The organism is Streptomyces sp. NPDC031474, from assembly GCF_055581185.1.
In genome coordinates this window covers 38,206-61,109 of the sequence record NZ_JBVIJX010000023.1, presented here as the reverse complement: position 1 = coordinate 61,109, position 22,904 = coordinate 38,206, and the positions used below count along the sequence as shown (strand labels likewise).

General features: G+C 69.2%; 26 protein-coding genes and 2 tRNA genes. 23 read left to right on the top strand and 5 right to left on the bottom strand.

Features of this window, described 5'->3' with window-relative positions; genetic code table 11:
* Nucleotides 1-10: 10 nt before the first annotated feature.
* Nucleotides 11-1,153: an RNA-guided endonuclease InsQ/TnpB family protein gene (locus tag ACZ5SK_RS39250; RefSeq protein ID WP_443041284.1), complete on the bottom strand. Its 1,143-nt coding sequence runs from the start codon at nt 1,151-1,153 to the stop codon at nt 11-13.
* A 176-nt stretch (nt 1,154-1,329) separates the two neighbouring features.
* Nucleotides 1,330-2,844, bottom strand: coding sequence for an amino acid permease (locus ACZ5SK_RS39245; RefSeq protein ID WP_334579859.1), 1,515 nt, complete (start codon nt 2,842-2,844; stop codon nt 1,330-1,332).
* Between the two features lie 274 nt (nt 2,845-3,118).
* Between ACZ5SK_RS39245 and ACZ5SK_RS39240 the strand changes: the two genes are divergently transcribed.
* Together ACZ5SK_RS39240 and ACZ5SK_RS39235 are read left to right on the top strand one after the other, a co-directional pair.
* Entirely contained in the window at nt 3,119-3,607 is a 489-nt protein-coding gene (locus ACZ5SK_RS39240; protein WP_079662244.1) for a ribose-5-phosphate isomerase, read from the top strand.
* Nucleotides 3,608-3,639: 32 nt separating this feature from the next.
* Nucleotides 3,640-4,449, top strand: a complete 810-nt coding sequence (locus ACZ5SK_RS39235; protein ID WP_334579860.1) for an Fpg/Nei family DNA glycosylase — start codon at nt 3,640-3,642, stop codon at nt 4,447-4,449.
* Between the two features lie 28 nt (nt 4,450-4,477).
* Here the strand turns inward: ACZ5SK_RS39235 and ACZ5SK_RS39230 are convergent, their stop codons facing one another.
* Nucleotides 4,478-5,740, bottom strand: a complete 1,263-nt coding sequence (locus ACZ5SK_RS39230; RefSeq protein WP_334579861.1) for a GNAT family N-acetyltransferase — start codon at nt 5,738-5,740, stop codon at nt 4,478-4,480.
* A gap of 163 nt (nt 5,741-5,903) precedes the next feature.
* Here ACZ5SK_RS39230 and ACZ5SK_RS39225 point away from each other — a divergent pair, with 163 nt between their 5' ends.
* Entirely contained in the window at nt 5,904-7,088 is a 1,185-nt protein-coding gene (locus ACZ5SK_RS39225; protein WP_079662247.1) for a PP2C family protein-serine/threonine phosphatase, read from the top strand.
* A gap of 93 nt (nt 7,089-7,181) precedes the next feature.
* Nucleotides 7,182-7,622, top strand: coding sequence for an HD domain-containing protein (locus ACZ5SK_RS39220; protein WP_334579863.1), 441 nt, complete (start codon nt 7,182-7,184; stop codon nt 7,620-7,622).
* A gap of 7 nt (nt 7,623-7,629) precedes the next feature.
* Here the strand turns inward: ACZ5SK_RS39220 and ACZ5SK_RS39215 are convergent, their stop codons facing one another.
* The gene (locus tag ACZ5SK_RS39215) at nt 7,630-8,802 is read right to left on the bottom strand and encodes an acyltransferase family protein (RefSeq protein WP_468577305.1); all 1,173 of its coding nucleotides are present in this window, start codon (nt 8,800-8,802) and stop codon (nt 7,630-7,632) included.
* 367 nt (nt 8,803-9,169) lie between these two features.
* On the opposite strand from ACZ5SK_RS39215, the gene ACZ5SK_RS39210 reads away from it, so the two are divergent.
* The 17 genes from ACZ5SK_RS39210 (at nt 9,170) to ACZ5SK_RS39130 (ending at nt 20,809) form a co-directional block, all read left to right on the top strand.
* A complete protein-coding gene (locus tag ACZ5SK_RS39210) occupies nt 9,170-9,364 on the top strand; it encodes a hypothetical protein (protein WP_108999428.1) in 195 nt (64 codons plus the stop codon).
* Nucleotides 9,365-9,671: 307 nt separating this feature from the next.
* Entirely contained in the window at nt 9,672-10,502 is an 831-nt protein-coding gene (locus ACZ5SK_RS39205) for a hypothetical protein (RefSeq protein WP_468577304.1), read from the top strand.
* Complete coding sequence (locus ACZ5SK_RS39200; RefSeq protein ID WP_468577302.1) at nt 10,499-10,729, top strand: hypothetical protein; 231 nt, start codon at nt 10,499-10,501, stop codon at nt 10,727-10,729. The genes ACZ5SK_RS39205 and ACZ5SK_RS39200 overlap by 4 nt, the downstream gene beginning before the upstream one ends.
* A gap of 513 nt (nt 10,730-11,242) precedes the next feature.
* Complete coding sequence (locus ACZ5SK_RS39195; RefSeq protein ID WP_468577300.1) at nt 11,243-12,094, top strand: helix-turn-helix domain-containing protein; 852 nt, start codon at nt 11,243-11,245, stop codon at nt 12,092-12,094.
* 95 nt (nt 12,095-12,189) lie between these two features.
* Nucleotides 12,190-12,594, top strand: coding sequence for an ATP-binding protein (locus ACZ5SK_RS39190; RefSeq protein ID WP_468577299.1), 405 nt, complete (start codon nt 12,190-12,192; stop codon nt 12,592-12,594).
* A gap of 172 nt (nt 12,595-12,766) precedes the next feature.
* Nucleotides 12,767-13,618 carry a sigma factor-like helix-turn-helix DNA-binding protein gene (locus tag ACZ5SK_RS39185; RefSeq protein WP_468577297.1) on the top strand — a complete coding sequence of 284 codons (852 nt, stop codon included), beginning with the start codon at nt 12,767-12,769 and terminating at the stop codon, nt 13,616-13,618.
* Nucleotides 13,615-14,436, top strand: a complete 822-nt coding sequence (locus ACZ5SK_RS39180; protein WP_468577295.1) for a protein phosphatase 2C domain-containing protein — start codon at nt 13,615-13,617, stop codon at nt 14,434-14,436. The genes ACZ5SK_RS39185 and ACZ5SK_RS39180 overlap by 4 nt, the downstream gene beginning before the upstream one ends.
* A 180-nt stretch (nt 14,437-14,616) precedes the next feature.
* Entirely contained in the window at nt 14,617-14,964 is a 348-nt protein-coding gene (locus ACZ5SK_RS39175) for an SCO3933 family regulatory protein (RefSeq protein ID WP_468577293.1), read from the top strand.
* A gap of 5 nt (nt 14,965-14,969) precedes the next feature.
* Complete coding sequence (locus ACZ5SK_RS39170) at nt 14,970-16,343, top strand: FtsK/SpoIIIE domain-containing protein (protein WP_468577291.1); 1,374 nt, start codon at nt 14,970-14,972, stop codon at nt 16,341-16,343.
* A gap of 87 nt (nt 16,344-16,430) precedes the next feature.
* Nucleotides 16,431-17,141, top strand: coding sequence for a DUF2637 domain-containing protein (locus ACZ5SK_RS39165; RefSeq protein WP_468577289.1), 711 nt, complete (start codon nt 16,431-16,433; stop codon nt 17,139-17,141).
* 16 nt (nt 17,142-17,157) lie between these two features.
* The gene (locus ACZ5SK_RS39160) at nt 17,158-17,340 is read left to right on the top strand and encodes a hypothetical protein (RefSeq protein WP_468577288.1); all 183 of its coding nucleotides are present in this window, start codon (nt 17,158-17,160) and stop codon (nt 17,338-17,340) included.
* Nucleotides 17,340-17,522 (top strand): mobile element transfer protein, encoded by a 183-nt coding sequence (locus ACZ5SK_RS39155; protein WP_468577286.1) that lies wholly within the window; start codon nt 17,340-17,342, stop codon nt 17,520-17,522. The genes ACZ5SK_RS39160 and ACZ5SK_RS39155 overlap by 1 nt, the downstream gene beginning before the upstream one ends.
* A 15-nt stretch (nt 17,523-17,537) precedes the next feature.
* On the top strand, nt 17,538-17,693 hold the full coding sequence (locus tag ACZ5SK_RS39150) for a hypothetical protein (protein WP_099935933.1): 156 nt from the start codon (nt 17,538-17,540) through the stop codon (nt 17,691-17,693).
* A gap of 24 nt (nt 17,694-17,717) precedes the next feature.
* A complete protein-coding gene (locus tag ACZ5SK_RS39145; RefSeq protein ID WP_468577284.1) occupies nt 17,718-18,041 on the top strand; it encodes a SpdD protein in 324 nt (107 codons plus the stop codon).
* Entirely contained in the window at nt 18,038-19,426 is a 1,389-nt protein-coding gene (repSA, locus tag ACZ5SK_RS39140) for a replication initiator protein RepSA (RefSeq protein ID WP_468577283.1), read from the top strand. Before ACZ5SK_RS39145 ends, repSA begins: the two co-directional genes overlap by 4 nt.
* Nucleotides 19,419-19,640: an excisionase family DNA-binding protein gene (locus ACZ5SK_RS39135; protein WP_468577281.1), complete on the top strand. Its 222-nt coding sequence runs from the start codon at nt 19,419-19,421 to the stop codon at nt 19,638-19,640. The genes repSA and ACZ5SK_RS39135 overlap by 8 nt, the downstream gene beginning before the upstream one ends.
* Nucleotides 19,640-20,809, top strand: a complete 1,170-nt coding sequence (locus ACZ5SK_RS39130; protein ID WP_468577279.1) for a tyrosine-type recombinase/integrase — start codon at nt 19,640-19,642, stop codon at nt 20,807-20,809. Before ACZ5SK_RS39135 ends, ACZ5SK_RS39130 begins: the two co-directional genes overlap by 1 nt.
* Before the next feature lie 69 nt (nt 20,810-20,878).
* Here the strand turns inward: ACZ5SK_RS39130 and ACZ5SK_RS39125 are convergent.
* Nucleotides 20,879-20,949 (bottom strand) — tRNA-Gly (locus ACZ5SK_RS39125).
* Nucleotides 20,950-21,115: 166 nt separating this feature from the next.
* Here ACZ5SK_RS39125 and ACZ5SK_RS39120 point away from each other — a divergent pair.
* Nucleotides 21,116-21,192, top strand: a tRNA-Pro gene (locus ACZ5SK_RS39120).
* A gap of 182 nt (nt 21,193-21,374) precedes the next feature.
* Nucleotides 21,375-22,766, top strand: coding sequence for a trigger factor (gene tig / locus ACZ5SK_RS39115; RefSeq protein ID WP_319336558.1), 1,392 nt, complete (start codon nt 21,375-21,377; stop codon nt 22,764-22,766).
* Nucleotides 22,767-22,904 lie beyond the last annotated feature (138 nt).

Genomic DNA, 22,904 nt, shown 5'->3' with positions numbered 1-22,904 from the left:
GATTCCTGGCTCAGGCCGCCTCCTGGAGCAGCGCTCCGGGAGGTCTTCCGCCATCGGCGCCAGCCGGGTTGAGACCAGCCCGGACGAGCATCACGCGGGCGGAGTTCTTGTCCCTGGGGGACACGGCTCCGCACGCGGTGCAGGTGTAGGTGCGCTCACCGAGCGGCAGGCGATGCTTGGCTCTCGCATCGCAGCGCGCGCAGTCCATTGTGGTGTGCGCAGGATGTACCAGGCGGATGTTCCGCCCGTGCTTGCGGCCCATCTCGATCAGAGCGGCCTTGACCGCGCCGATGGCGGCGTCAGCGGCCTTGCGGGCCATGGTGGTCTTGGCGAGGAACTTCGGGCGGAAGTCCTCGACCGCGATGGAGTCGTGGTCGCGGACCACCTTCTTGGCCCACTTGCGGCCGGTGTCCTCACGCTGCCTCGCGACCTTTTTATGCGCCTTCGCCCGCAGCTTCTTCGCATAGCGGTAGCCCTTCGTTGCCGGCTGTCCCTTCTTCGGCTTGCGGCGGGCCATCATCCGGTCGTACCGGGTCAGCTTCGCCTGTGCCTTCTGGCCGTGCCCGGCATGGGGCAGGTCGTGCGCGTCGGACGTGGTGGTCGCGGTCTCCTTGACGCCCCAGTCGACACCGAGCACCCGGCCGGTCTCCGGCAGGAGCTGGACCTGGGCGGGCACGACGAACGAGCAGTACCAGTGTCCGAGGCTGTCCTGGTAGAGGCGTACCGAGGACGGCTCGGTCGGCAGTTCCCGCGACCACACCACCGTCACCACGATGCCCCCGGCCAGGTGCAGCCGGCCGTCCTTCAACCGGAACCCGCGTTTCGTGTAGTTGAGGGTCGGCAGTGCCTCGCGTTTGGTCTTCCACTTCGGCATCCCCGCCCGGCGCGCCATGGGCAGGCGCTCGCGGATGTCCGTCTGCGCCTTGGTTCGGGAACGGCCGAAGTCACGGATGACCTGCTGCTGAACAACCGACGAGCCCTCACGCAGCCACGGCGTCGTCTTCCGGGCTTCGGTCAGCATCCTGTCGAGCTGCGCCGGCCCGCACGTGGCCCGCTCGCAGCTCGCCTGGTTGTGCAGATGCACGGCCCTGGACTTGGCGACGCATTCGTTCCACACCCAGCGGCATCGGTCCCACTCCGCCGCCAGGACCATACGTACGACAGCCGCACAAACGCACCCCGATCCCACAGCCACCACCCCGACCAGCAATCACAGGCACACACGTTCGCACCACCTCAGCGAGGAAGGCGTGATGTGACAGCGTGGGCAGGGGAGAAGCACGAAAGGGGCCCGCTGCGGCGGACCCCTTTCACATCGGCTCCGGAGAGCTACTCGACCTTGTCCTTGTCCTTGTCCTGGGCCTTGTCCTGGGCCTGGGCCATGGCCTCGCCCGTGCCGATGGCGGAGGACCGCCGACCCTGCCGCCTGTCCCACTCCTTCACGAAGGCGACGAGGACCACGACCGCCGCGACGAGCAACGACAGCAGCACGGTCGTCCGCCCGCTGCTCTCTCCCTCCGTGTCGGTCAGCATGTAACCGAGCACGAAGACGATCAGCGCGGCCGTCGCCCAGGTCAGGTACGGGTACAGCCACATCTTCACGACCAGCTTCTCCGGCGCCTCGGCCTGGATGATCTTCCGCATCCGCAGCTGCGAGAAGCAGATCACGAGCCAGACGAACAGGGCCACGGCCCCGCTGGAGTTCACGAGGAACAAGAAGACCGAGTCCGGGAACCGGTAGTTGAAGAAGACGGCGACGAAACCGAACACCACGGAGGCGACGATCGCCGCGAGGGGAACGCCACGGTTCGTCGTCCGGGCGAAGACCTTCGGCGCGTCGCCCCGCTCACCGAGCGAGAAGGCCATGCGGGAGGCCGTGTAGAGGCCGGAGTTGAGACAGGACAGCACGGACGTCAGCACGATGAAGTTCATGATCTGACCGGCGTGCGCGATCCCGAGGGAGTCGAGGGCGGCGACATAGGAGCCCTGCTCCTTGATGGACGCGTCGTCCCAGGGCAGCAGCGTGACGACGACGAAGATCGACCCGAGGTAGAAGACGCCGATCCGCCAGATGATGCTGTTCGTGGACTTGGTCACGGCCCGCTGCGGGTTCTCGGACTCGCCGGCCGCGAGGGTGGCGATCTCGCTGCCCATGAAGGAGAAGACGACGAGCAGCACGCCGGTGAGGATGGCGCCGGGCCCGTTGGGCAGGAAACCGCCGTGGTCCGTGAGGTTGCCGAGGCCCGCCTTGTCGCTGTCGACACCGGGCAGCACGCCGAAGACGGCGAGACCGCCGATGATGATGAACGCGCCGATCGCGACGACCTTGATCCCGGCGAACCAGAACTCGAACTCGCCGTAGGACCCGACGGAGACGAGGTTGGTGGCGGTCAGCACCACCATCACGATGAGCGCCCACCCCCACTGCGGGACGGCGGGGATCCACCCTTCGAGGATCTTGGCGCCGGCCGTGGCCTCCACGGCGAGCACGACGACCCAGAAGAACCAGTACAGCCAGCCGATGGAGAACCCGGCCCAGCGTCCGAGCGCACGGTCGGCGTGCGCGGAGAACGAACCGGAGGTCGGGTTGGCCGCGGACATCTCCCCGAGCATCCGCATCACCAGCACCACGAGCGTGCCGACGAGGGCGTAGGAGAGGAGGATGCCGGGTCCGGCGGTGGCGATTCCGGAACTGGAACCGACGAACAGTCCGGCGCCGATGACGCCGCCGATGGCGATCATCGACAGATGCCGGTTCTTGAGCCCTGCCTGAAGTCCGGGACCGGGTTCTCCGGGACCTCCGGGGCCGCGGTCGGCCTGGGTGAGGGTCGGCTGCGAAGTCATGGGGACGGCCTTCCTTTGCGCCGCGTGGAGGGAAACGGGGAAACAGCGGAATACGGGGGAAGCGGCGGAATCAGGTGAATCGTGGGGGTGGGGGGCGTACGAGGGGGTTGGGGGGCGTACGAGCCGGTCCAGTGAATCCGAGGTGAATGGATTCGGGAACCTTTGATTCCATATCGTTACTTGAGGTTTTCCTGAGCTTCTGTAGCATTGCTCACAGTTTTCGGACGCGGCACCCGGCGCTGCTACCCGGCAACACCCGTGTCACACTCATCCCATGCGCGTGTATCTCGGCTCGGACCATGCCGGCTTCGAACTCAAGAACCACCTCGTCGAATGGCTCAAGGCGGCGGGTCACGACCCGGTCGACTGCGGCCCGCACATCTACGACGCCCAGGACGACTACCCGCCCTTCTGCCTCCGCGCCGCGGAGAAGACGGCCGCGGACCCCGACTCCCTCGGCATCGTGATCGGCGGCTCCGGCAACGGCGAGCAGATCGCGGCGAACAAGGTGAAGGGCGTCCGTGCCGCCCTCGCCTGGAGCGAGGAGACCGCGTCCCTCGGCCGCCAGCACAACAACGCCAACGTCGTGGCGGTCGGCGCCCGTATGCACACCCAGGACGAGGCGACGAAGTTCGTCGAGACCTTCCTGGCCACCCCGTTCTCCGAGGACGAACGGCACATCCGCCGCATCGACATGCTCGCGGACTACGAGACGACGGGTGACCTGCCGGCCATTCCCGCGCACCACCCGCAGCAGGACTGACCGCCCCCCGGGGGCTGGAAGGAACACGCGCCGTGCCAGAGGGGCACACCATCCACCGGCTGGCGTCGGACTACGCCGACCGCTTCTCCGGCACGGCACCGCGCGTGACCAGCCCCCAGGGCAAGTTCTCCGACGCCGCCGAACTCCTCAGCGGAGCGGAACTCACCCGCACCGAGGCCCACGGCAAGCACCTCTTCCTCGGCTTCCGCGACACCGACTGGGTCCACATCCACCTCGGACTCTTCGGCAAGGTCGCCTTCGGTGACGCACCCGTGCCCCCGCCGACGGACACTGTCCGACTGCGCCTCGCCAACGCCACGTCGTACGTCGATCTGCGCGGTCCGACGACCTGCGCGCTCATCACGGACGCCGAGAAGCAGGCGATACACGACCGTCTGGGCCCCGACCCCCTGCGCGAGGACGCCGAACCGCTCAGGGCGTACCGGCGGATCTCCCGCAGCCGTACGACGATCGCCGCCCTCCTCCTGGACCAGAAGATCATCGCCGGCGTCGGCAACGTCTACCGCGCCGAAGTCCTCTTCCGGCACGGCATCGACCCGTACCGCGCGGGCAGGACCGTCACCCCCGCCGAGTGGGACGCGATCTGGACCGATCTCGTCGCCCTCATGCGCGAGGGCGTCCGCAACAACCGCATCGACACGGTCCGCCCGGAGCACACCCCGGAGGCGATGGGCCGCCCGCCCCGCGTCGACGACCACGGCGGCGAGGTGTACGTCTACCGGCGCACCCACCAGCCCTGCCACCTCTGCGGCGACACCGTCCGCACCGCCGACCTGGCCGCCCGCAACCTCTTCTGGTGCCCGACCTGCCAGCAGAACTGACGTCACTGAGACCAGGTACGGCGCCCGCTCAGAACCCGTGCGGCAGCCAAGGCGCCGCACCCGCCCCGAACCCCACGGCCGCATCGCGAAGCGCCCCCCGCCGCAGCTCCCGTACCCGCCCGGCCGCCCCGAGCGCCCCGAGGCTCACCCCGCCGAGATACGCCGCCCCCAACTCCCGTACGGACAGAGCGAGATCGGCGGCGTCGGACGTACGCCCGCACACCGCGCCCTTGGCGTCCCCCGACAGCCGCCAGCGCCCCGAGTTCCAGGGGCAGAAGGCGTCCTCGACCTCCAGCACCACATCCACCGGCGCCTGATACGTCCGCGCCTCCAGCGCCGCGCCCACCTCCACCAGCCGCACATACAACGAGTCCCGCACCCGCAGCTCGCACCGCCGGATGTCGGAGACGAGATGCTGCCACCCCTCGTCCAGCGGCCGCCCCCGCACCTTCAGCGAGGTCGTGAGGTCGATCCCGAACAGGAACCGCCACAGCGCCGCCTCCGACACGGGATCGAGCCCCGCCAGATCCTGGAGCAGCACCTGCCCGTTGTGCCCGCTGTCCCGCCACTCCGGCCGTATCCGGAAGCGGGCGTACCCGGTGACCTCGCCGTCCCGCTCGGCGAGCACGCACTGCAGCGGCGACGCCCCGCCCCGCCCGCTCTCCGGATCGAGCAGCGCCAGCCGCTCCCACCCGGGCTGCCGCGCGAGCATCCCGGCCCGCCGGGGCACGGTCCGCGCGTACACCGCCTCGCACACGTCCAGCTCCACGCCGGGATCGACGTACCGCAGCCGTACGTCGTCCGTACCGGCCGGGACGGACAGTCCTACCCGGCCGGTGTCGATCTCGGCGTGCAGTCCGAAGCTCGCCGCCCCGTACCCGAACCGCCCGTAGATCGCGGGCTCCGAGGCCGTGAGGACGGCGACCGCCTCGCCCCAGGCTCGCACGTCGTCCAGCTGCCGCCGCATCATCGACGTCAGCAGCCCGCGCCGCCGGTGCGTCGCGCTCACACCGACCATCGTCACGCCCGCCGCCGGCACCGAGGCCCCGCCGGGCACGGTCAGCCGGAAGTCGTACGCCCCGGCCGTCGCCACGCACGCGCCGCCGTCCCACACCCCGAGGGAGCGCTCGTACGGGGTGAGCGCCCTGAACAGCTCCCGCTCCTCGGCAGGCTCCTCGACCCCGCCGAAGGCGCGGAGGAGGGTGCCGTACCACTCGTCCCACTCGTCGCGCCGCAGCACCCGCATACCGTCCGCCGCCGGGGTTTCGCCGCGCCTCGCCTCAGTCGTCATGGGCTCATGCCTAGCAGTCCATTGCGGGACGAGCCAGGGAATTTCTCCCTCCTGGCGGCGCGAGCGCTTTCCGTGAAGTTCACTGTGAAGTTGAGCCTCGGACGGGGGACAAGTAGGACCTCCCGTGCCAAGCGGCGGGTTCGATGGATAGGGTCCCGAACTAATGGCAGCAGGACGACAGCGGCGCGCGGAAGCCGAGACGTTGGCGGCCCGGTTGAAGCACTGGATGCACCGGGTCCGCACCGGCGTGCGCAGAAGCGCCGTGGACTACTTCCGCGGCGACGGCTCCGACTGGATCGCGCTTGCCTTCCTGCTGCTCACCGTCCCGCTCATCGCCGCCACCACGCTCGCCAACTCGGTGTGGTGCTCACCGGCCGCCCTGGTGCTGCCGATCGTCGCCGGCGGCCTGCTGCTGCGCCCGTCGAGCCTGCTCGGTCTGTACGCGGCGGCGGCCACGGCCCTCATCGTGGAGTCCGTGCAGCTCGGCCCCTACACCGAGGGCCCCTCACGAGTGACGCCCGGCGTGGTCCTGGTCGTCGCGGCATGCGGTTTCTTCGGCCTGCTCATCGCCCAGTTCCGCAGCCGGGTCGGCGTGCCCTGGCGGCGTGGCGGCACCATGCTCTTCGACCTGCGCGAACGCATCCGCGTGCAGAGCAAGCTGCCGAGCCTGCCGCCCGGCTGGCACCGGGAGATGGCGCTGCGGCCGGCGGGCGGCCAGTCGTTCTCCGGCGACTTCGTCGTCGCGGCCCGTACCAACGGCGGCCGCACCATGGAGGTCGTCCTCACCGACGTCTCCGGCAAGGGCATGGACGCCGGTTCGCGCGCGCTGCTGCTGTCCGGCGCCTTCGGCGGCCTGCTCGGCTCCCTGCCCCCGCACGCCTTCCTCCCGGCCGCCAACGGCTATCTGCTCCGCCAGGACTGGGACGAGGGTTTCGCGACCTCCATCCACCTGGTCCTCGACCTCGACTCCGGCGACTACGAGCTGTACTCCGCCGGCCACCCGCCGGGCCTCCAGCTCAGCGCGGGCAGCGGCCGCTGGGAGGAGAAGGCCGCCGAGGGCCCCCTCCTCGGCGTGTACGACGGCGCCCAGTTCGACCCGGTGAAGGGCTCCCTGCGCCCGGGTGACGTGCTGATGCTCTTCACCGACGGCCTGGTGGAGACCTCCGACCGGGACATCGTCGAGGGCATCGACCGCCTCACCGGCGAGGCCGACCGCTATGTCGCCGGCGGCTTCCAGGGCGCCGCCTGGCATCTGATCGAGGCGGTGGCGAAGGACGTCAACGACGACCGCGCCCTGCTCCTGGTCTGCCGCGAGGGCCCGACGGCCCAGATGGCCCCGCTGTCCTGAGACCTCACTCACCTGGGACCTCACTCGCGACCTCACTCGCCGGGGACATCACTCTCCCGAGGCGGAACTCTCCTGAGACGTAAGGGGACACCCATGCTCACCCTGGTCGAGGTCGAGGCCCTCGCCCGAGCCGCCCACGAGGGGCAGACCGACAAGGCGGGCCGGCCCTACGCCGAGCACCTTCAGGCGGTCGCGGAGGGCGTACGCGCGCGGGGCGGCGACGCCGACCAGATCGCGGCCGCCTGGCTGCACGACGCCGTCGAGGACGACGCCCTGTCCGCGGCCTGGCTGGACGGCGCCGCGCTGAGCGACCGCACCAAGGCGGTCGTCCTGTCGGTCACCAAACGGGCGGGGGAGACTCCGCAGGCGTACGCGGCGCGCATCCTGGCCACGCCGGGCGCGCTGCTGGTGAAGGAGGCGGACCTGGCGCACAACGCCGACCCGGCCCGGCTGGCGGTCCTGGACCCGCCGACCCGCGCCCGGCTGACCGAGAAGTACGCCCGCATGCGGGCACTTCTCGGCCTGTCTCCCTGACCGGCGACTAGACGCCGACCTTCTCGCCCTTCTCGCGCTCGCGGGCGAGTGTGCCGGCGTCCCGCTTGAAGGCCCACTCCATCTTCGGTTCCACCACGAACCCCAGCACCCGCCGAACGGGCCTGGTGCACAACAGGGTGACGATGACGGCCACGAGCACCGTGACGGCGATCTCCCCGAGCGGGCGGTGCAGGGCCGGCTGATCGAACCAGCCGCGGTAGTCGGCGGTCTTCAGCAGCAGACCGTGCACCAGATAGCCGTAGAGCGTGCCCGCGCCGAGCGCCGTGAACCACATCGTGCGCCCGGGCACCCAGGCGAGGAAGCAGGCGGTCAGCAGCAGGGAGCAGCCGAACAGGGCGACCTGCATGACGGGACCGACCCACCACGGCACGCCCAACTCCTGCGCGGAGTTGCGGTGGTAGAGCCATCCGCTGTTCATCCGCGGCACCGCCCACCAGCAGAAGGCCAGCGCGAAGACGAACACCGGCACCGCCGCGATCCGGACCGAGCGCCGGCGCACCAGCCGGAAGTGCTCCGGCTTCAGGTTCAGCCCCAGCACGAAGAACGGCAGGAACTGGAGAACGCGCTGGAGGTCCAGGTCGTCGCCGATGTTCGGGGTGGCGGACGCCAGCATGGCGATGCCCAGCGCGAGCGGCACCGGATACCGGACCAGCTTCCAGATGGGCGTCGTCAGCCGCCAGATGAACAGCGCGCACAGGAACCAGGTCAGGTAGTAGGGGTCGAGCAGACTGATGTCCTGGGGGGAGCCGTCGACGTACGTCTTCAGGAGCGGGTAGGCGGTCTCGAAGACGATGTAGGGCACGACGACGCCCGTCACCAGCCGCTTCAGCTTGCCGGGGCTCGCGTCGAAACCGCGGGAGAAGAAGCCGGAGATGAGGATGAAGGCCGGCATGTGGAACGTGTACACCAGCACGTACGCCGCCGTGAGCACCCGGCTGTCGCCCTTGAGGGGTTCCCAGGTGTGCCCCATCGCCACCAGCACGATCGCCAGGTATTTGGCGTTGTCGAAGAACGCGTCACGCTTCGTGACCGGCCGCGGGGACGGCTGCTCGGCGGATCTGTCCCTGGACGGATCGTGTGGATCGTGTTCGTCGCGTTGATCTTGTTGATCGCGTTGATCGTTCTGGCTCGGAACGAGAGACGGAGCGGCGGAGAACATTCGAGGCACCCTAGCGTCGCGTGCGCGTATTCGTAAAACACCCCAGGTCATTCCTCGTTACTGCGCTTGGAGTGCCTCGCGGCTGCCCTTGATGTCACGATTGATCCACACTAAAAGGTGCATAACGCCGCTTGTGTGCCCGTAGTTGACGTGCTTGCGGCCATCATTGGAATTACCTGCGCACATGTTGTGTGGACACGGAAACCAACTGCCCCGATTTTCACTGCGGATGGGCCCTCGAATTGCCGTGCGGGGCACTCGTGCTCGGAAGGTCCACGCGATGATGCGTCACGGGCCGCATAGGGAGGCCGGGTTGGTGGCACGATGGTCTCGGGAGTGCGGACCGATCGAGGGTGTGTGATCAGTTGTGGCCATTTCACTGTCAGTGGTGCTGCTGTTGGCGATCATCCTGGTGGTACTGATCCGGGGAGGGTCGATCAAGGCGGGTCCGGCGATAGTCGCGATCCTCTTCGGCTTCTTCCTCGCGTCGACCGGCATGGCCCCGTCGATCAACCGCTTCCTCAACTCGCTCGCGGACACGATCAACTCGATCAGCTTCTGAGGCCGGCCCTCGTCGTGTTCCGGACATGCGTCCGAACACGACGAGGGCCGGGTCGGAGAAGTACATCTCCGACCCGGCCCGGGCCGTACAGAGCGGGCGACGGGAATCGAACCCGCGTAGCTAGTTTGGAAGATCGCGGATGCAGGTCGGGTCTGAGCTGGCGAAACTCTGACCTGCGCGTTTCAGGGAGCCTCTCCGGCGTTCCCCGTTGCTCCCCGCCTGTTGCTGCCGCTTCGGGCACGCCGGGGGCACGGCGGCCTTGAGGGCTGAACGCTCGCGGCATCTATGAGGTGCTAGAAACGTCACTATGGCCCTGCCCTTCAGCAAGTCCCAGATCGTCCGTCTAGGCGAGCGCCTGAACAAGGTGGACGAGCCGAGTGATGAAGATCTCACGGCGTTGGGTCAGCTGCTCCTCGCGTACGACGACACATTGGTCTCGGCGTTGGAGGCTGTGCGGAGCCTGGGGTTCGATCCCACTAGTCGCGTGAAGAACACTGGAACGATCTTGGAGAAGCTGGCCCGGCATGGTGGCTCTTGGCTGAAGAGCATCCAGGATCTTGCGGGCATGCGGATCGTGCTTGACGGGGATAGAAGGGCGCAGGACGCAGCTGTCACCGTGATCGTTGAAGCGTTCACCGCTTGTGAACGCGAGCCGAAGATCATCGATCGGCGCACCCAGCCAAGCCAGGGCTACAGGGCCGTCCACGTGATCGTGTACCCAGACGGTGTCCCTGTGGAGATCCAGGTTAGGACGCAGTGGCAGCATGAATGGGCTGACATGTTCGAGAAGCTCGCGGACTTGATTGGTCGAGGCATTCGCTACGGCGAGCCGCCTGCGCACTGGTGGTCCGCGGTGGAGCCAGAGATCAGGAAAGAGACGCCGGAGCGTGCGGAGCTCAGTCGCCAGATCTATGAGGCCGCCTATGCGCTGCATGCGGCCATGGCTCGGAGTGCGGTCGCACTCAGTGACTTCATCGACGCGCTTGAAAGGTTTGAGGCTTCGGGGACGGGCGAGGATCCGGCCACAGTGCAGGAGCTGTGGGATGACGTTCGACAGGGGCTGGCTGACCTTCGGGAGGACATGAGCGGCATGACACCTGTCTCCGAGCGTGGTGATCTTGGTAGCGTGGGCTCATGACTAACGTTCTCGTCGTGTATGACCGCTCTGCCGGTCGCTTGCTGCATGAGCAGGAGTTTGAGCACCGGCGAGACGCCTTTGCTGCGCGCTTCGAGACCGAGAAGCGGTATCGCGATCACACAAAGGTTGAGGTCGTGGTGCTAACCGCAAAGAGCCGCGCTGACCTGCTCCGTACTCATGCTCGCTACTTCCTCAGCCTGGATGAGCTTGCGGCTCGCATGGCTTGAGCTACACGGTCGATCACCCACCACCCTCCCCAGCTCCCATCCCGTCTGCCGTCGACCCACACACCGTGGAGCGGGCGCGGTTCCTGGCGTCCAGGTGGAGCGCGCCACTGTACGAACGACCTGGACGCCAGGGGCCGTGTCTGCTCGGCTCTGCCTGGGTTGACGGCGGACGGGATGGGAGCCTCCCCGCTCCCGCCATCCACGGGCCAGCACTCGCGGACGGTGCCCCCTCCATCTCGGAGCCTGAGCGCCCCCGCCGGAGGCTCGTTCTGGCCTCATGCCCGTGTGCCTGCCTCTTGGGCGGGCGCGGGCCGTCGGCCGTGCCGAGCGGGGCGTAGACATGAGCGCGGGCGCGGACGGCGGCCCGCGCCCGCCCGGAGGAGCGAAGCGACGACGGGTGCTTGATGAGGTAGGGAAACCTGTAACAGGTGATCTCCCTGGGGTGGCTGCAACTGGCGATCATTCCCGGTCACACATCCGGCGCCTGCTGTCCCATGGTGTAGAACCCTGGGCATGGGGAGTGAGCGGCAGGAGCGCATGAAGGCGCTCGGGGCACGTCTTCGGGGACTTCGTGGAGAAGCCGGACTGACGGGTGCCGTGCTGGCGCAGCGGGCCGGTGTGGGGCAACCGACCGTGTCCAAGGTCGAGAACGGACGTATGGTTCCGAGCCTCGATGTCCTGGGCCGCTTGTCGCTCGCCCTCGACCTCGACGAGTCGACCACTCGCGAGGTGAGTGACCTCCTGGTCGCCGTGGAAGCTGCGCCGGACGCCGTCGAAGCGTCCGACGATGAGGCTCCAGCCGGGGCGGCTCTCAACGAAGCGGTGGGGTCGGCTCGGCTGGTGCGCTCGTTTCAGTGCATCGTCCTGCCGGCCATGCTCCAGAGCGCGGAGTACGCCCGGCACGTCTTCGAAAGTGCGCCCGGCACGACCCCTGAGGCCGTCGGCCGCGCTGTCGCTGCCCGCGTCGAGCGGCAGAGCGTCTTGTACGAACCGGGGCGGGAATCGGTGTTCGTGCTGACGGAAGCTGTGTTGAGGACGTGGCCGGGGAACCCCGCGCTGATGCTTGCCCAGTTCGACCGGCTGCTGGCCGTCGACAGTCTCAGCACTGCACGCATCGGAGTCATTCCGTGGCGGCGGCGGGTGCCAGTCATGCCTCGGCATGGGTTCACCTTGTGCGACCGGCAGGCGGTCGTCGTCGAGACCTTCCGGGGTGAGCGGGTCCTGGACGACCCCGCCGAGGTCGCGGCGTACGAGGAGACCTTCGCCCGGTTCGAAGAGGCTGCGGTCTTCGGGGTCGAGGTGCGGGAGCTCCTGGTCCGGGTGATGAAGGAGTTCCGGGAGTTGGAGGACTCCACCACTCGTTAGAGGAATAATTCCTCAAGATGCCTGGCTCATTAGTCAGGCATGGGAATACTCTGCCGCTGTGCCGTCTAGCCCCCTAGACGAAGAGGAGTGTTCCCATGCTCAAAAGTTGGTGCCGCATGTTTCCCGGTCTGGCCTGGCAGGTGGCCGAGGCCCGTCACTTCGTCCGCAGACTGCTGGAGGACGAGGGGTCGGACTTCGTCGACGATGCCGTCCTGGTCGTCGGCGAGCTGGCGGCCAATGCCGTTCGGCACTCGCGGAGCGGCTGGTACGGCGGGTGGTTCCTCGTGGTCGTCGGCTTCGGCGACGACCTGGTGCGCATCGAGGTGATCGACCAGGGCGGCGACGACGAGCCCCAGCTGCGCAGCGTGCGCAGTCACGTGGAGGAGGGCGGCCGCGGGCTGATGTTGATCGCGGCCTGCGCCAAGGACTGGGGCGTGAAGGACCGGCCTGCCGGTAGCCGTTGCGTCTGGGCCGACCTGGCACGGGTGAGTGTGCGATGACGGCCCGCTCGCTGGTGGCGCGTGGTCGCCTCGTGGACAGTGGAGGGTGAGCCCCCGGGGTGTGCCTCGGCGGAGAGCCAGGTTCTACGTGATCGGCGTTCGTTCCGGGCGGCGTCTCCCGCCCATTCCGTCTAGGGCCCTAGACTCCTGGGTACTTCTAGGAGGTGTGGTCATGTCGGACGAGTTGCAGCGGATCACGGCGATCGATGATCCGTATCTGCTCCTGAGGGAGGTCACGACCAGGTTGGCCGACGCACAGCAGGAGGTCACTGAGCTGGCCCGGCTCCGTCGGCGTGTGGTCCAAGACCTCCATGCCCAAGGGCTCTCCTACGCGCAGATCGCCGAGAAGGCCGGCCTGAGCCGCGGGCGGATCCATCAGATCCGCCATACCGGACCGGCGCCTGAAGGGGCCTTCCTCGGACGCGGTGCGGTCACCGTCGCGACTCCGCTGCGGCGCGACGACGAGCGCGGCCGCACTGTCGTCGCCGTGGACGACGTCAGTTCCGGCAAGCGCCTGGAAGACCTCGCACGGTCCTACGGTCTCGACGTCACCTCGGAGCACGTGCCGGTGAGCGGCGACATCGACCTCAACCGCGACGGCCTGGTCGTGGTCTGCGGCCCGCGCATGTCCCAGCAGATGTGGGACACCTACGCACAGGATCCCGTACTGCGCTGGGAGCGCACGGAAGGCGGGCCCTGGACGGTCGTCGACCTGCGAACCGGCACCGCCTACCGCTCGGGACAGGACAGCGATCCGGCCCGCTCGTACGACGTGGGATACGTCGGCCGGCTGCCGCGCCCCGACGGCAACGGCTCGCTCCTCGCCATCGCCGGCATCCACACGCAAGGCTCGCTCGGCGTCGTGCAGCTGCTCGCATCCGACCTCAACGCGCTGTGGGGACAGGTCGGCGACCATCGCTTCTCCACCCTCGTCGGCGTCGAGTACGACCCCCAGACCAGCGAACCGCAGTCCGTCGAACTGCTCACCCCCCTCTACCGGCACGACGAGGACCCGTCGGCATGAGGATCGCCCTCGACTCGCTGCCCGGCGAACCGGGCCGAGAGAACGAGGACTTCGCCGCCGCCGCTCCCGGGGCGGCCGTCCTCCTCGACGGTGCCGGAGTGGCCGACGCGGAGACCGGGTGTGCGCATGGCGTCGCCTGGTTCTCCGCGACGCTGGGCGGGCTGCTGCTGAGCACCATCATGGCGCACCCCGCCCGGCCGCTCGCCGAATGCCTCGCCGACTCGATCCGGGCCGTGCGGTCCCTGCATGAGGACAGTTGCGACCTGGCCTATCGGGCCAGTCCGACGAGTACGGTCGTCGCCGTCCGGGCCGGCGCGGGAGCTCTGGAGTACCTCGTACTCGGGGACTCGTCGCTTCTCCTCGCCGACAAGGACGGCGCTACGACCGTCGTCACCGACCGCCGCCTGGACGACGTCGGCAAACAGCTGCGCGGGCCGGTTGACGCACTTCCCACCGGCTCACCGGAACACGCCGCGGCCTTGGCCGAGTACCGGAACGCTCTGACCGGGTTCCGCAACCAGCCGGGCGGCTTTTGGATCGCCGGGCCCGAACCGCGCGCGGCGGAGCATGCCCTTACGGGGACGGTGCCGCTGGAGTCGCTCACGTCCGTGACGCTGCTGAGCGACGGCGCTACGCGACTCGTCGACCGCTTCCAACTCACCACTTGGCAAGAGACGGTGGCTGTACTCGCCTCGTCCGGGCCGGGTGAGCTGCTTCGCCGCGTGCGAGAGATTGAGGCTGGCGACCCTGAGGGCCGGCGCTGGCCACGGGGCAAGTCGCAGGATGACGCAACCGCCTTTCACTGGGTGCTGCAGTAACGCGATCCCCCGCATCGAGGCTCACGCGTATACCCCCCTAGACAGTTGACGGCTCGTCGGGCTATTGTCGTCGTCAACCCCCCTGGACAGTTAGGGCGGGTCACTCCCCGTGCTGTCTAGGGGGGTATTCAGTTCGGTGCGGCGCTGGTAAGGCGTCGCTGACCAAGTGAGGTTCAAGAAATGCGTGTCATCCCCGTAGACGCCTCGGCCGCGACGCTGCTGGTCACCAAGCTGCCTGAGGTCAAGGTGAGGGACCGTCAGACCGGTGAGATCGCTGTCGACCCGGTGACCAACGACCGGCTGATGGTGGTGGAGCTGGTGTTCATCGCGGCGGGCGGTTCGGACATGATCAAGGTCACCGTTCCGGAGAAGGGTGTTGGTGAGGGCCTGGTGATGGGAGTTCCGGTCATCCTGCCCGGTCTCGTCGCCCGGCCGTGGGAGAGCGAGTTTGGCGGGCGGATGCGTCACGGCATCGCCTACCGGGCCGACGCCGTCATGGTCAACGCCCCCGCCTCGGTGCAGGGCTGATCACCATGACCCACACTGCCTGGGCCCTGACGCTGTGCCTGTTGGCGCTCGCCGCCCTACTGGTCCTGCGCCGTCGAGTGCCGGTCGCGTTCTGGTGGCTGGTCGGCTATCCGTTCGTCGCGCTGCGCGTGCTCACCACCTATCGGGCCACGATGGACGCGTGCGGTCTGACGGTCCCGGCCTCGGCCGTCCGTCGGGCCACGGCCCGGATGATCGGGCGGGAAGCCGCCCCCGTACCGCCTCGGCGGTCGCTGCCGTGGCCGACCGGGTCCGGACTCGTCATGAGGCTGCGCATGGCGACCGGACAGGCCCCCGAGGACTTCATCGCCTCGGCCGACCGGCTGCGCCACGCCTGGGCCGCGCACGCCGTGCACATCCGCCCGACCAAGCCGGGGTGGCTCGAACTGCGGCTGATCGGCTGGGACGTTCTCTCCGACGTGCAGCCCGCACGGCGGTGGAAGCAGCGCGGCCCGCTCACCCTCCCGATGGCGCTGCGCGATGACGGGCGGTGGCACGTGCGGGACTTCCGCGCCGTGCCGCATGAACTCATCCTCGGCGCAACGCAGTCCGGGAAGTCCGTGTACCTGCGGAACCTGGTGTGCGGCCTGGCCCGGCAACGGGTCGTGCTCGTCGGGATCGACTGCAAATGGGGCGTCGAACTCGCCCCGTTCGCGCCCCGGCTGTCGGCGCTCGCCGACACCCCGGACCGGGCGAACGAACTCCTCGACGTCCTGCTGGAAGAGATGGAGGCACGGTTCCGCCTCATCGGTCTCTCGTCCGCTGCGGGCCCGGACGCCGTGCTCACCTCGGACGTGTGGGGACTGCCGGACGCGGTACGGCCGGTGCCGGTCGTGGTCGTCGTCGACGAAGTCGCCGAACTCTTCCTCGCCGCGAGCCGGGACGACGAGAAGCGACGCGACGCCATGGTCACCAAGCTGATCCGGATCGCCCAGCTCGGCCGCGCGGCCGGCATCTACCTCGAAGTGTGCGGACAGCGCTTCGGCTCCGAACTCGGCAAGGGCGCGACCATGCTCCGCGCCCAGCTCACCGGCCGCATCTGCCACCGCGTCAACGACGAGTCCTCGGCGAACATGGCGCTTGCCGACATCTCCCCGGAAGCGGCGCTCGCCGCAACCGCCATCCCGGCCGAACGGCCCGGCGTCGCCATCATCGGCGACTCCTCCGGCGGCTGGTCCCGCGCCCGCTCGCCTCACCTCACCCTCGAAGAAGCGGCGGCCGTCTGCCGGGCAACGTCCGCCCTCGTGCCGGAACTGCCCCGCCTCGACTCCTTCCGGCCCGCCGTCGCCGTCGAGTCTGCCGGGTCGGCTTCTCCCTCCGCTGCCCCGGCCGTGCCCATCGGTCGTCCGGTGACCGAGTAGCCGCACCCCCTTTCCCACGGTCGGCGTGACCGCCTCGCGCCAAGTCCCTACCCCTCCCATGCCTCGAACCGGAAGGAAGCAGAGCCGATGCGCGCCCAACTGGCTCGTGTGGACGCCGTGATCGTCCAGGCCGTCATCGCAGGTGCCCTGTCCTTCTCGCACCTTCATGACCTGGCGGACGCTGCGGGACAGGGCGGCTGGAAGGCGTGGGCCTACCCGGTCTCGGTCGACCTGCTGCTGGTCGCCGCCTGGCGTCGGATGCGGGAACAGCAGCGCGTCGGACGACCGGCCGGGGGACCGCGGCTGTGGTTCCTGGTCGCCCTGGCCGCATCCCTCGGCGCGAACATCGCCACCGCCGGACTCCTCGACCTGGACCACGTACCCGCCTCGCTTCGTGTCGTGGTGGCCGGCTGGCCCGCCGTCGCTTTCTTTGGCGGCACCCTCCTCGCCCACACACCCCGGACCCCGATGGCCCCAGTGCCACCGGCGGACACGGCGGAGACGCCCCCTGCCCCGGCCACGGTTGAGGAACTCCAGCGTGACGCGCTCCCGGCACCCTCCACCGACCCGGAACCGGAACCGAAACCGGCTCCGGAACCCGCTGCCCAACCGATCAGCGCCCCTGGCCCGGCGCCCCTCGCCCCCGCCGCCTCCCTGCCGCCCGCCCTCGTCGACCGTGTCCGGGCCCTGGCCCAGGAACACCACGCCGCCACCGGCCACCCGGCCGACCCCGACACGGTCCGCGCTCGGCTCGGCCTGCCGCCGTCCATGACGCCGTCCGTCGCCGCCCACCTCTGAGGAAGGAACGCACGCCATGCGCCCCGCCATCCGCTCCGCGCTGGAGTACGCCGCTGACCTGGCCCGCCGTAACCGGCTCGGCGACGCCGTCGCCGTCGCAGAGGCCGCGATCAACCAGGCCGCCGACGACGAACACCCCGTGATCCGCCAATGGCTCACCGACCACGCCCACGACTTCACCGGAGAGGACGCCCACTGATGACCGGCCCCCGCTTCCGCAACGTCCGCCGCATCGGCCCCGTACAGGTCGCCTCCTACCTCGCCCGTGGCCGCAGCCGCCACCTCGCCGCCTGCACCGCGCCCCGCTGCGACTTCTCCACCGAGTACGACAGCCGCGCCGCCGCCGAACTCGCCGCCCGCACCCACCGCTGCAAGGCCTGACAGGAGACCGCCGCCATGACCGTCCCGCTCTGGTTCGCCGTGCTCGTTGTCGCCGTCCTCGGCATCCAGCTCGCCCGCCCGCCGTGGTGGCTCGTCGCCCTGCTCCTCCTGGGCGGCTACCTCGTCGCCGACAGCGTCCTCGCCCCCGCCGTCGCCGCCCTCCTCAACTGACCGCCCGCAGAAGGGATCACCCACGTGTTCACCCCGAAGTACCCGCCGCAGGACACCGCCCCGGTCCACACCGCCCCGGCTCCGACCGTCTACAGCCCGACCGCGTACAGCCCGGCGGCCTACGCCCCCGCTCCCGTCCCGGCTCCGTACGCCCCGGTCTCCAACCGTCCGACGGTTCAGCTCACCCCCGGAAGCGCGCTCGCCCTCGTCGCCGGTGGCAGCGCCGCTGTTCTGGTCGTCGGCGCGGTCCTGGTCTCCATGCTTCTCGCCGTCGCCGTCACGGCCGCCTCGGTGGCTGTCTGCGCGGTCGTCATCCGCTCCATCCTGCTGAAGGGGAACAAGGCGTGACCGACTCCGCCACCATGGCGGGCCTGGACCCGGCCACCCTCGCCGACGTGCTGAGGCTGGCCGGGGCCCCCGGCTTCGACCGCATCCAAGACCAGATCCGCCGAACCGGCGGCTGCACCGACCCGATCCACCTGCAAGGCACCACCGTCACCCGCGACAAGACCACCGGACAGATCCTCCACACCTACAGCACCGACAGCGAACCCGGCGGCCGACTCCGGATCGCCTGCGGCAACCGCCGCGCGTCCCGCTGCCCTTCCTGCGCCTGGACCTACGCGGGGGACACGTACCACCTCATCCGGGCCGGCCTCGTCGGCGACCCGGCCAAGGGCACCCCGCACACGATCCGCGACCACCCCCGCGTCTTCGCCACCCTCACCGCCCCGTCGTTCGGACCGGTGCACAACCGCCCCGGCAACCGGCCCTGCCGCTGCGGCACCCGCCACCCCGAGGAGGCGTCCGAACTCGGCACGCCCCTCGACCCGGACACGTATGACTACGCGGGCGCGGTGCTGTGGAACAACCACGCATCCGAGCTGTGGCGCTACTTCACGATCTACCTCCGCCGCGAGATTGCCCGCCGGGCCGGCCTCACTCAGAAAGCAGCCCGCGAGTCCTCCCGGGTCTCCTTCGGCAAGGTCGCCGAGTACCAGAAGCGCGGTGCCGTGCACTTCCATGCGGTGATCCGCTTCGACGGTGCCGACGGACCGGACTCCCCGCCCCCGGCCTGGGCCACCCTCGACCTCCTCACCGGCGCGATCCATGCCGCCGCTGCCCGCGTCGCGGTCGGCGTCGCCCCGGCCGGTGACCAGCCTGCCCGAACCCTGCGCTGGGGCACCCAGCTCGACGTACAACCCATCGGCGCGTTCGGCCACGGCGAGGAGATCACCGAACAGGCCGTCGCCTCCTACGTCGCGAAGTACGCCACCAAGGCGGCCGAGACCACCGGCACCGTCGACCGCCGCATCGGCAACAAAGAGGCCCTCGTCATCCTCAACGTCCCCGAGCACCCCCGCCGACTCATCGAAGCCTGCCTCGACCTCCACCCGCTCTACCCGGAACGCAAGCTCCTCGACTGGGCCCACATGCTCGGCTTCCGCGGCCACTTCTCCACCAAGTCCCGTAGCTACTCCACCACCCTCGGCGCCCTCCGGCAGACCCGCGCCGACTACCGAGCAGCCCAGCAACGCGAAGCCCTCGGCCTGCCCGACCCCGACGCCCCGGAGACGACCACGCTGACCCTCGCCCACTGGTCCTACGCCGGTCACGGCCACACCCCCGGCGAATCCTGGCTCGCCGCCACCATCCGCCGGGACATCCAACTCAACCGCGAAACCGCACGTGAAGAACGGCAAGCCGACACGAGGGAGGGCGAGCATGGCTGACCGACTGCTCAATGTGGCTCAGGTCGCCGTACGGCTGGGGACCTGGGAGGAGAGCGGGGAGCGCTTCCCGCGTCGCCTGATCGAAGAGCGCCGGATCGTGTACGTCAAGGTCGGTCGGTATGTCCGCATCCCGGAGAGCGTGGTTGACGCGTTCATCGCGGCCAATACGGTGCAGCCTCGTCGCCGGTCTGCTGCTCGGAAGGTGGCTGCCTGATGGCCGGCAAGCGTCGACAGTTCGGCCGTGTCCGCAAGCTCCCGTCCGGCCGCTACCAGGCCCGTTACGTCGGCCCTGACGGGCTCCTGCGGCCCGCCCCGGACACCTTCGCCACCAAGAGGGACGCCGACGACTGGTTGGCGGACAAACAGACCGAGATGCGGCGCGGCGACTGGCACGACCCGGACGCCGGGAAGGTGCCGTTCAGCGAGTACGCCCACGCGTGGATCAGGGAGCGCGAGTTGGCCACCACCACACGACAGCTCTACGGGTCGCTCCTGCGTAACCATCTCGAACCCACCTTCGGCGCGGTCAACGTCGCCGAGATCTCGCCTCCGCTCGTCCGTCGTTGGCGCGCTGACAAACTCGCCGACGGTACGGGCCCGACCACCGTCGCAAATGCGTACGCCCTGCTGCGCGGGATCATGCGCACGGCCGTGAGTGACCTGCTGATCAGGCGCAACCCGTGCACGATCAAGGGAGCCAGCACGGTGCACACCCCCGAGCGACCCACTGCGACGGTGCAAGAGGTGTACGACCTGGCCGACGCGATCCAACCGCGCTACCGGGCGCTCGTGCTCATGGCCGGCTTCCTCGGTCTCCGCTTCGGTGAGCTGATCGGGCTGCACCGTCGTGACGTCGATCTCGACGGTGGGGCCGTTCGCGTCCGCCGCGCCGTCGCCGAACTGAACAACGGGCAGCGGGAGATCAAGGCACCCAAGAGCGCAGCCGGCAAGCGCACGGTTGCCATTCCGGCCGCGATCCTCCCGGAGATCCGCGCGCATCTCGACCGCTACGCCGAGCACGGTGCCGACGGTCGGGTGTTCGTCGGTGCCAAGGGTGCGACTCCTCGCCGCAACCACTTCAACCGGCTGTGGCGCAAGGCAAGTTCGGATGCGGGCATCAAGGGCCTGCACTTCCATGATCTACGCCACACGGGCAACACCCTCGCCGCGTCGACCGGGGCGAGCACGCGTGAGCTGATGGCGCGCATGGGTCACAGCAGCGCGCGCGCCGCGTTGATCTATCAGCACGCGAGCGCCGACCGTGACCGGCTGATCGCCGATGCCGTGAGCGGGCTCGTCAACAAGGGGCGCAAGAAGGCTCGGAAAGCCAAGAAAAAGCAAGATCCAAAGCCCAAGGGGCACGCGGGGGACACGACGGACTGAACACAGCCCCCGAAAACGATCAGGGCCAGGCGGAGAATTTACTCTCTGACCTGGCCCTGAGTCGTACAGAGCGGGCGACGGGAATCGAACCCGCGTAGCTAGTTTGGAAGACTAGGGCTCTACCATTGAGCTACGCCCGCACAGGGCGCGCCGCAGGTCAGCCGACCGCGGCACTGCAGGCATCGTAGCGGGTCGGCGCCCTGTGTCGCACACCCCGTTTCCCGGCCCCGCCGCGGCCCGCCGCGACGCTCGGCAAAAGCGGCGGTCAGACGGCCTGCGGGCATGTACCCTACGTGTCGCACCAGACGGGGTGTGGCGCAGCTTGGTAGCGCGTCCGCTTTGGGAGCGGAAGGCCGTGGGTTCAAATCCCGCCACCCCGACCACCGACCGACACACCTGCGCGGTCACCTCGCTTGATCGCCTTTGGGGCGTGTCCTCGCTGCCGTTACTATGCAAGCTGCACGCCCGTATGTCCTCATCCACTGAAGTCTCCGGGCGGCGAAATCCGCCGGGCCGGTCTGGCTCCGGCAGAACCCAAGAAGTCAGCCCCCAAGGAGACCGAACCGTGAAGAGCGCCGTGGAGACCCTGAACCCGACTCGGGTTCGGCTCAGCATCGAGGTGCCCTTCGAGGAGCTCAAGGACAGCCTCGACGCGGCGTACAAGAAGATCAACCAGCAGGTCACGGTGAAGGGCTTCCGTAAGGGCAAGATCCCCGCCCGGGTCATCGACCAGCGGTTCGGCCGCGGTGCCGTGCTGGAGGAGGCCGTCAACGACGCGCTGCCGAAGTTCTACACCGAGGCGGTCAACGAGGCCGAGATCGACGTCCTCGGCCAGCCCGAGGTCGACATCACGGAGCTGAAGGACGGCGAGACGCTGAACTTCACCGCCGAGGTCGACGTCCGTCCCGCCCTGGAGCTCCCCGAGGACTTCTCCTCCATCGAGGTCGAGGTCGACGCCGTCGAGGTGACGGACGAGGACATCGACAAGTCCGTCGAGCAGCTCCGCGAGCGCTTCGCCTCGACCTCCCCGGTCGAGCGCGCCGCCGAGGACGGCGACGTCGTGACCGTCGACCTGGAGGCCAAGGTCGACGGCGAGGTCCTGGAGGACGGCGTCGCCAGCGGCGTCTCCTACACCATCGGCTCCGGCGAGCTGCTGGAAGGCATCGACGACGCCGTGAAGGGCCTGGAGGCCGGTGGCGAGGCCACCTTCACCTCCGAGCTCAAGGGCGGCTCGGCGGCCGGTAAGGAGGCCGAGGTCACCGTCAAGGTCACCCAGGTCGCCGCCCGTGAGCTTCCCGAGCTGGACGACGAGTTCGCGCAGCTCGCCTCCGAGTTCGACACCCTCGACGAGCTGAAGGCGGACAGCCGCAAGCGCCTCGAGAACATGAAGCAGTACGACCAGGCCACGCAGGCCCAGGAGCGCGTCCTGGAGAAGCTGCTGGAGCTCGTCGAGGTGCCCGTCCCCGAGAAGCTGCTCGAGGACGAGATCAACACCCGCAAGCACAACCTGGAGCACCACCAGCTCGGCCAGATGGGCCTCGACCTCGACAAGTACCTGGAGATCCAGGGCAAGACCGCCGAGGAGTTCGAGACCGAGACCCGTGAGGCCGCGGTCAAGGGCATCAAGACCCAGTTCGTGCTCGACGAGCTCGTCAAGCGCGAGAAGCTGAACGTCAACCAGGAGGAGCTCACCGAGCACCTCATGCGCCGTGCCGCCTCCTCCGGCATGTCGCCGGACCAGTTCGCCCAGGCGGTCGTCGAGGGCGGCCAGGTTCCGCTTCTGGTCGGCGAGGTCGCCCGCGGTAAGGCTCTGGCCACGGTCGTCGAGTCCGCCACGGTGAAGGACACCAACGGCGAGGTCATCGACCTGGACGACGAGGAAGAGGCCGAGGCCGCCACCGAGACGGTCGAGGCCGTCGAGGGCGCCGGCGAGCCCGAGGAGAAGCCCGAGGCCTGAGCGGCCTCGCGTCACTTCTGAGGCGGATGCGACGTAGACACGAGGGGCCCTGGGGCGGGATTCGCCCCGGGGCCCTTCTGCCGTACGTCGGGACGGTCCACCCCGGGGCGCGGGGATCACGCTGCGTCCCCGGCGACT

What these genes read in the sequence shown, in the direction of transcription:
- ACZ5SK_RS39250 (WP_443041284.1), bottom strand. Translation starts at nt 1,153, where the DNA reads ATGGTCCTGGCGGCGGAGTGGGACCGATGCCGCTGGGTGTGGAACGAA.
- ACZ5SK_RS39245 (WP_334579859.1), bottom strand. Translation starts at nt 2,844, where the DNA reads ATGACTTCGCAGCCGACCCTCACCCAGGCCGACCGCGGCCCCGGAGGT.
- ACZ5SK_RS39240 (WP_079662244.1), top strand. Translation starts at nt 3,119, where the DNA reads ATGCGCGTGTATCTCGGCTCGGACCATGCCGGCTTCGAACTCAAGAAC.
- ACZ5SK_RS39230 (WP_334579861.1), bottom strand. Translation starts at nt 5,740, where the DNA reads ATGACGACTGAGGCGAGGCGCGGCGAAACCCCGGCGGCGGACGGTATG.
- ACZ5SK_RS39225 (WP_079662247.1), top strand. Translation starts at nt 5,904, where the DNA reads ATGGCAGCAGGACGACAGCGGCGCGCGGAAGCCGAGACGTTGGCGGCC.
- ACZ5SK_RS39220 (WP_334579863.1), top strand. Translation starts at nt 7,182, where the DNA reads ATGCTCACCCTGGTCGAGGTCGAGGCCCTCGCCCGAGCCGCCCACGAG.
- ACZ5SK_RS39215 (WP_468577305.1), bottom strand. Translation starts at nt 8,802, where the DNA reads ATGTTCTCCGCCGCTCCGTCTCTCGTTCCGAGCCAGAACGATCAACGC.
- ACZ5SK_RS39205 (WP_468577304.1), top strand. Translation starts at nt 9,672, where the DNA reads ATGGCCCTGCCCTTCAGCAAGTCCCAGATCGTCCGTCTAGGCGAGCGC.
- ACZ5SK_RS39200 (WP_468577302.1), top strand. Translation starts at nt 10,499, where the DNA reads ATGACTAACGTTCTCGTCGTGTATGACCGCTCTGCCGGTCGCTTGCTG.
- ACZ5SK_RS39195 (WP_468577300.1), top strand. Translation starts at nt 11,243, where the DNA reads ATGGGGAGTGAGCGGCAGGAGCGCATGAAGGCGCTCGGGGCACGTCTT.
- ACZ5SK_RS39190 (WP_468577299.1), top strand. Translation starts at nt 12,190, where the DNA reads ATGCTCAAAAGTTGGTGCCGCATGTTTCCCGGTCTGGCCTGGCAGGTG.
- ACZ5SK_RS39185 (WP_468577297.1), top strand. Translation starts at nt 12,767, where the DNA reads ATGTCGGACGAGTTGCAGCGGATCACGGCGATCGATGATCCGTATCTG.
- ACZ5SK_RS39180 (WP_468577295.1), top strand. Translation starts at nt 13,615, where the DNA reads ATGAGGATCGCCCTCGACTCGCTGCCCGGCGAACCGGGCCGAGAGAAC.
- ACZ5SK_RS39175 (WP_468577293.1), top strand. Translation starts at nt 14,617, where the DNA reads ATGCGTGTCATCCCCGTAGACGCCTCGGCCGCGACGCTGCTGGTCACC.
- ACZ5SK_RS39170 (WP_468577291.1), top strand. Translation starts at nt 14,970, where the DNA reads ATGACCCACACTGCCTGGGCCCTGACGCTGTGCCTGTTGGCGCTCGCC.
- ACZ5SK_RS39165 (WP_468577289.1), top strand. Translation starts at nt 16,431, where the DNA reads ATGCGCGCCCAACTGGCTCGTGTGGACGCCGTGATCGTCCAGGCCGTC.
- ACZ5SK_RS39160 (WP_468577288.1), top strand. Translation starts at nt 17,158, where the DNA reads ATGCGCCCCGCCATCCGCTCCGCGCTGGAGTACGCCGCTGACCTGGCC.
- ACZ5SK_RS39155 (WP_468577286.1), top strand. Translation starts at nt 17,340, where the DNA reads ATGACCGGCCCCCGCTTCCGCAACGTCCGCCGCATCGGCCCCGTACAG.
- ACZ5SK_RS39150 (WP_099935933.1), top strand. Translation starts at nt 17,538, where the DNA reads ATGACCGTCCCGCTCTGGTTCGCCGTGCTCGTTGTCGCCGTCCTCGGC.
- ACZ5SK_RS39135 (WP_468577281.1), top strand. Translation starts at nt 19,419, where the DNA reads ATGGCTGACCGACTGCTCAATGTGGCTCAGGTCGCCGTACGGCTGGGG.
- ACZ5SK_RS39130 (WP_468577279.1), top strand. Translation starts at nt 19,640, where the DNA reads ATGGCCGGCAAGCGTCGACAGTTCGGCCGTGTCCGCAAGCTCCCGTCC.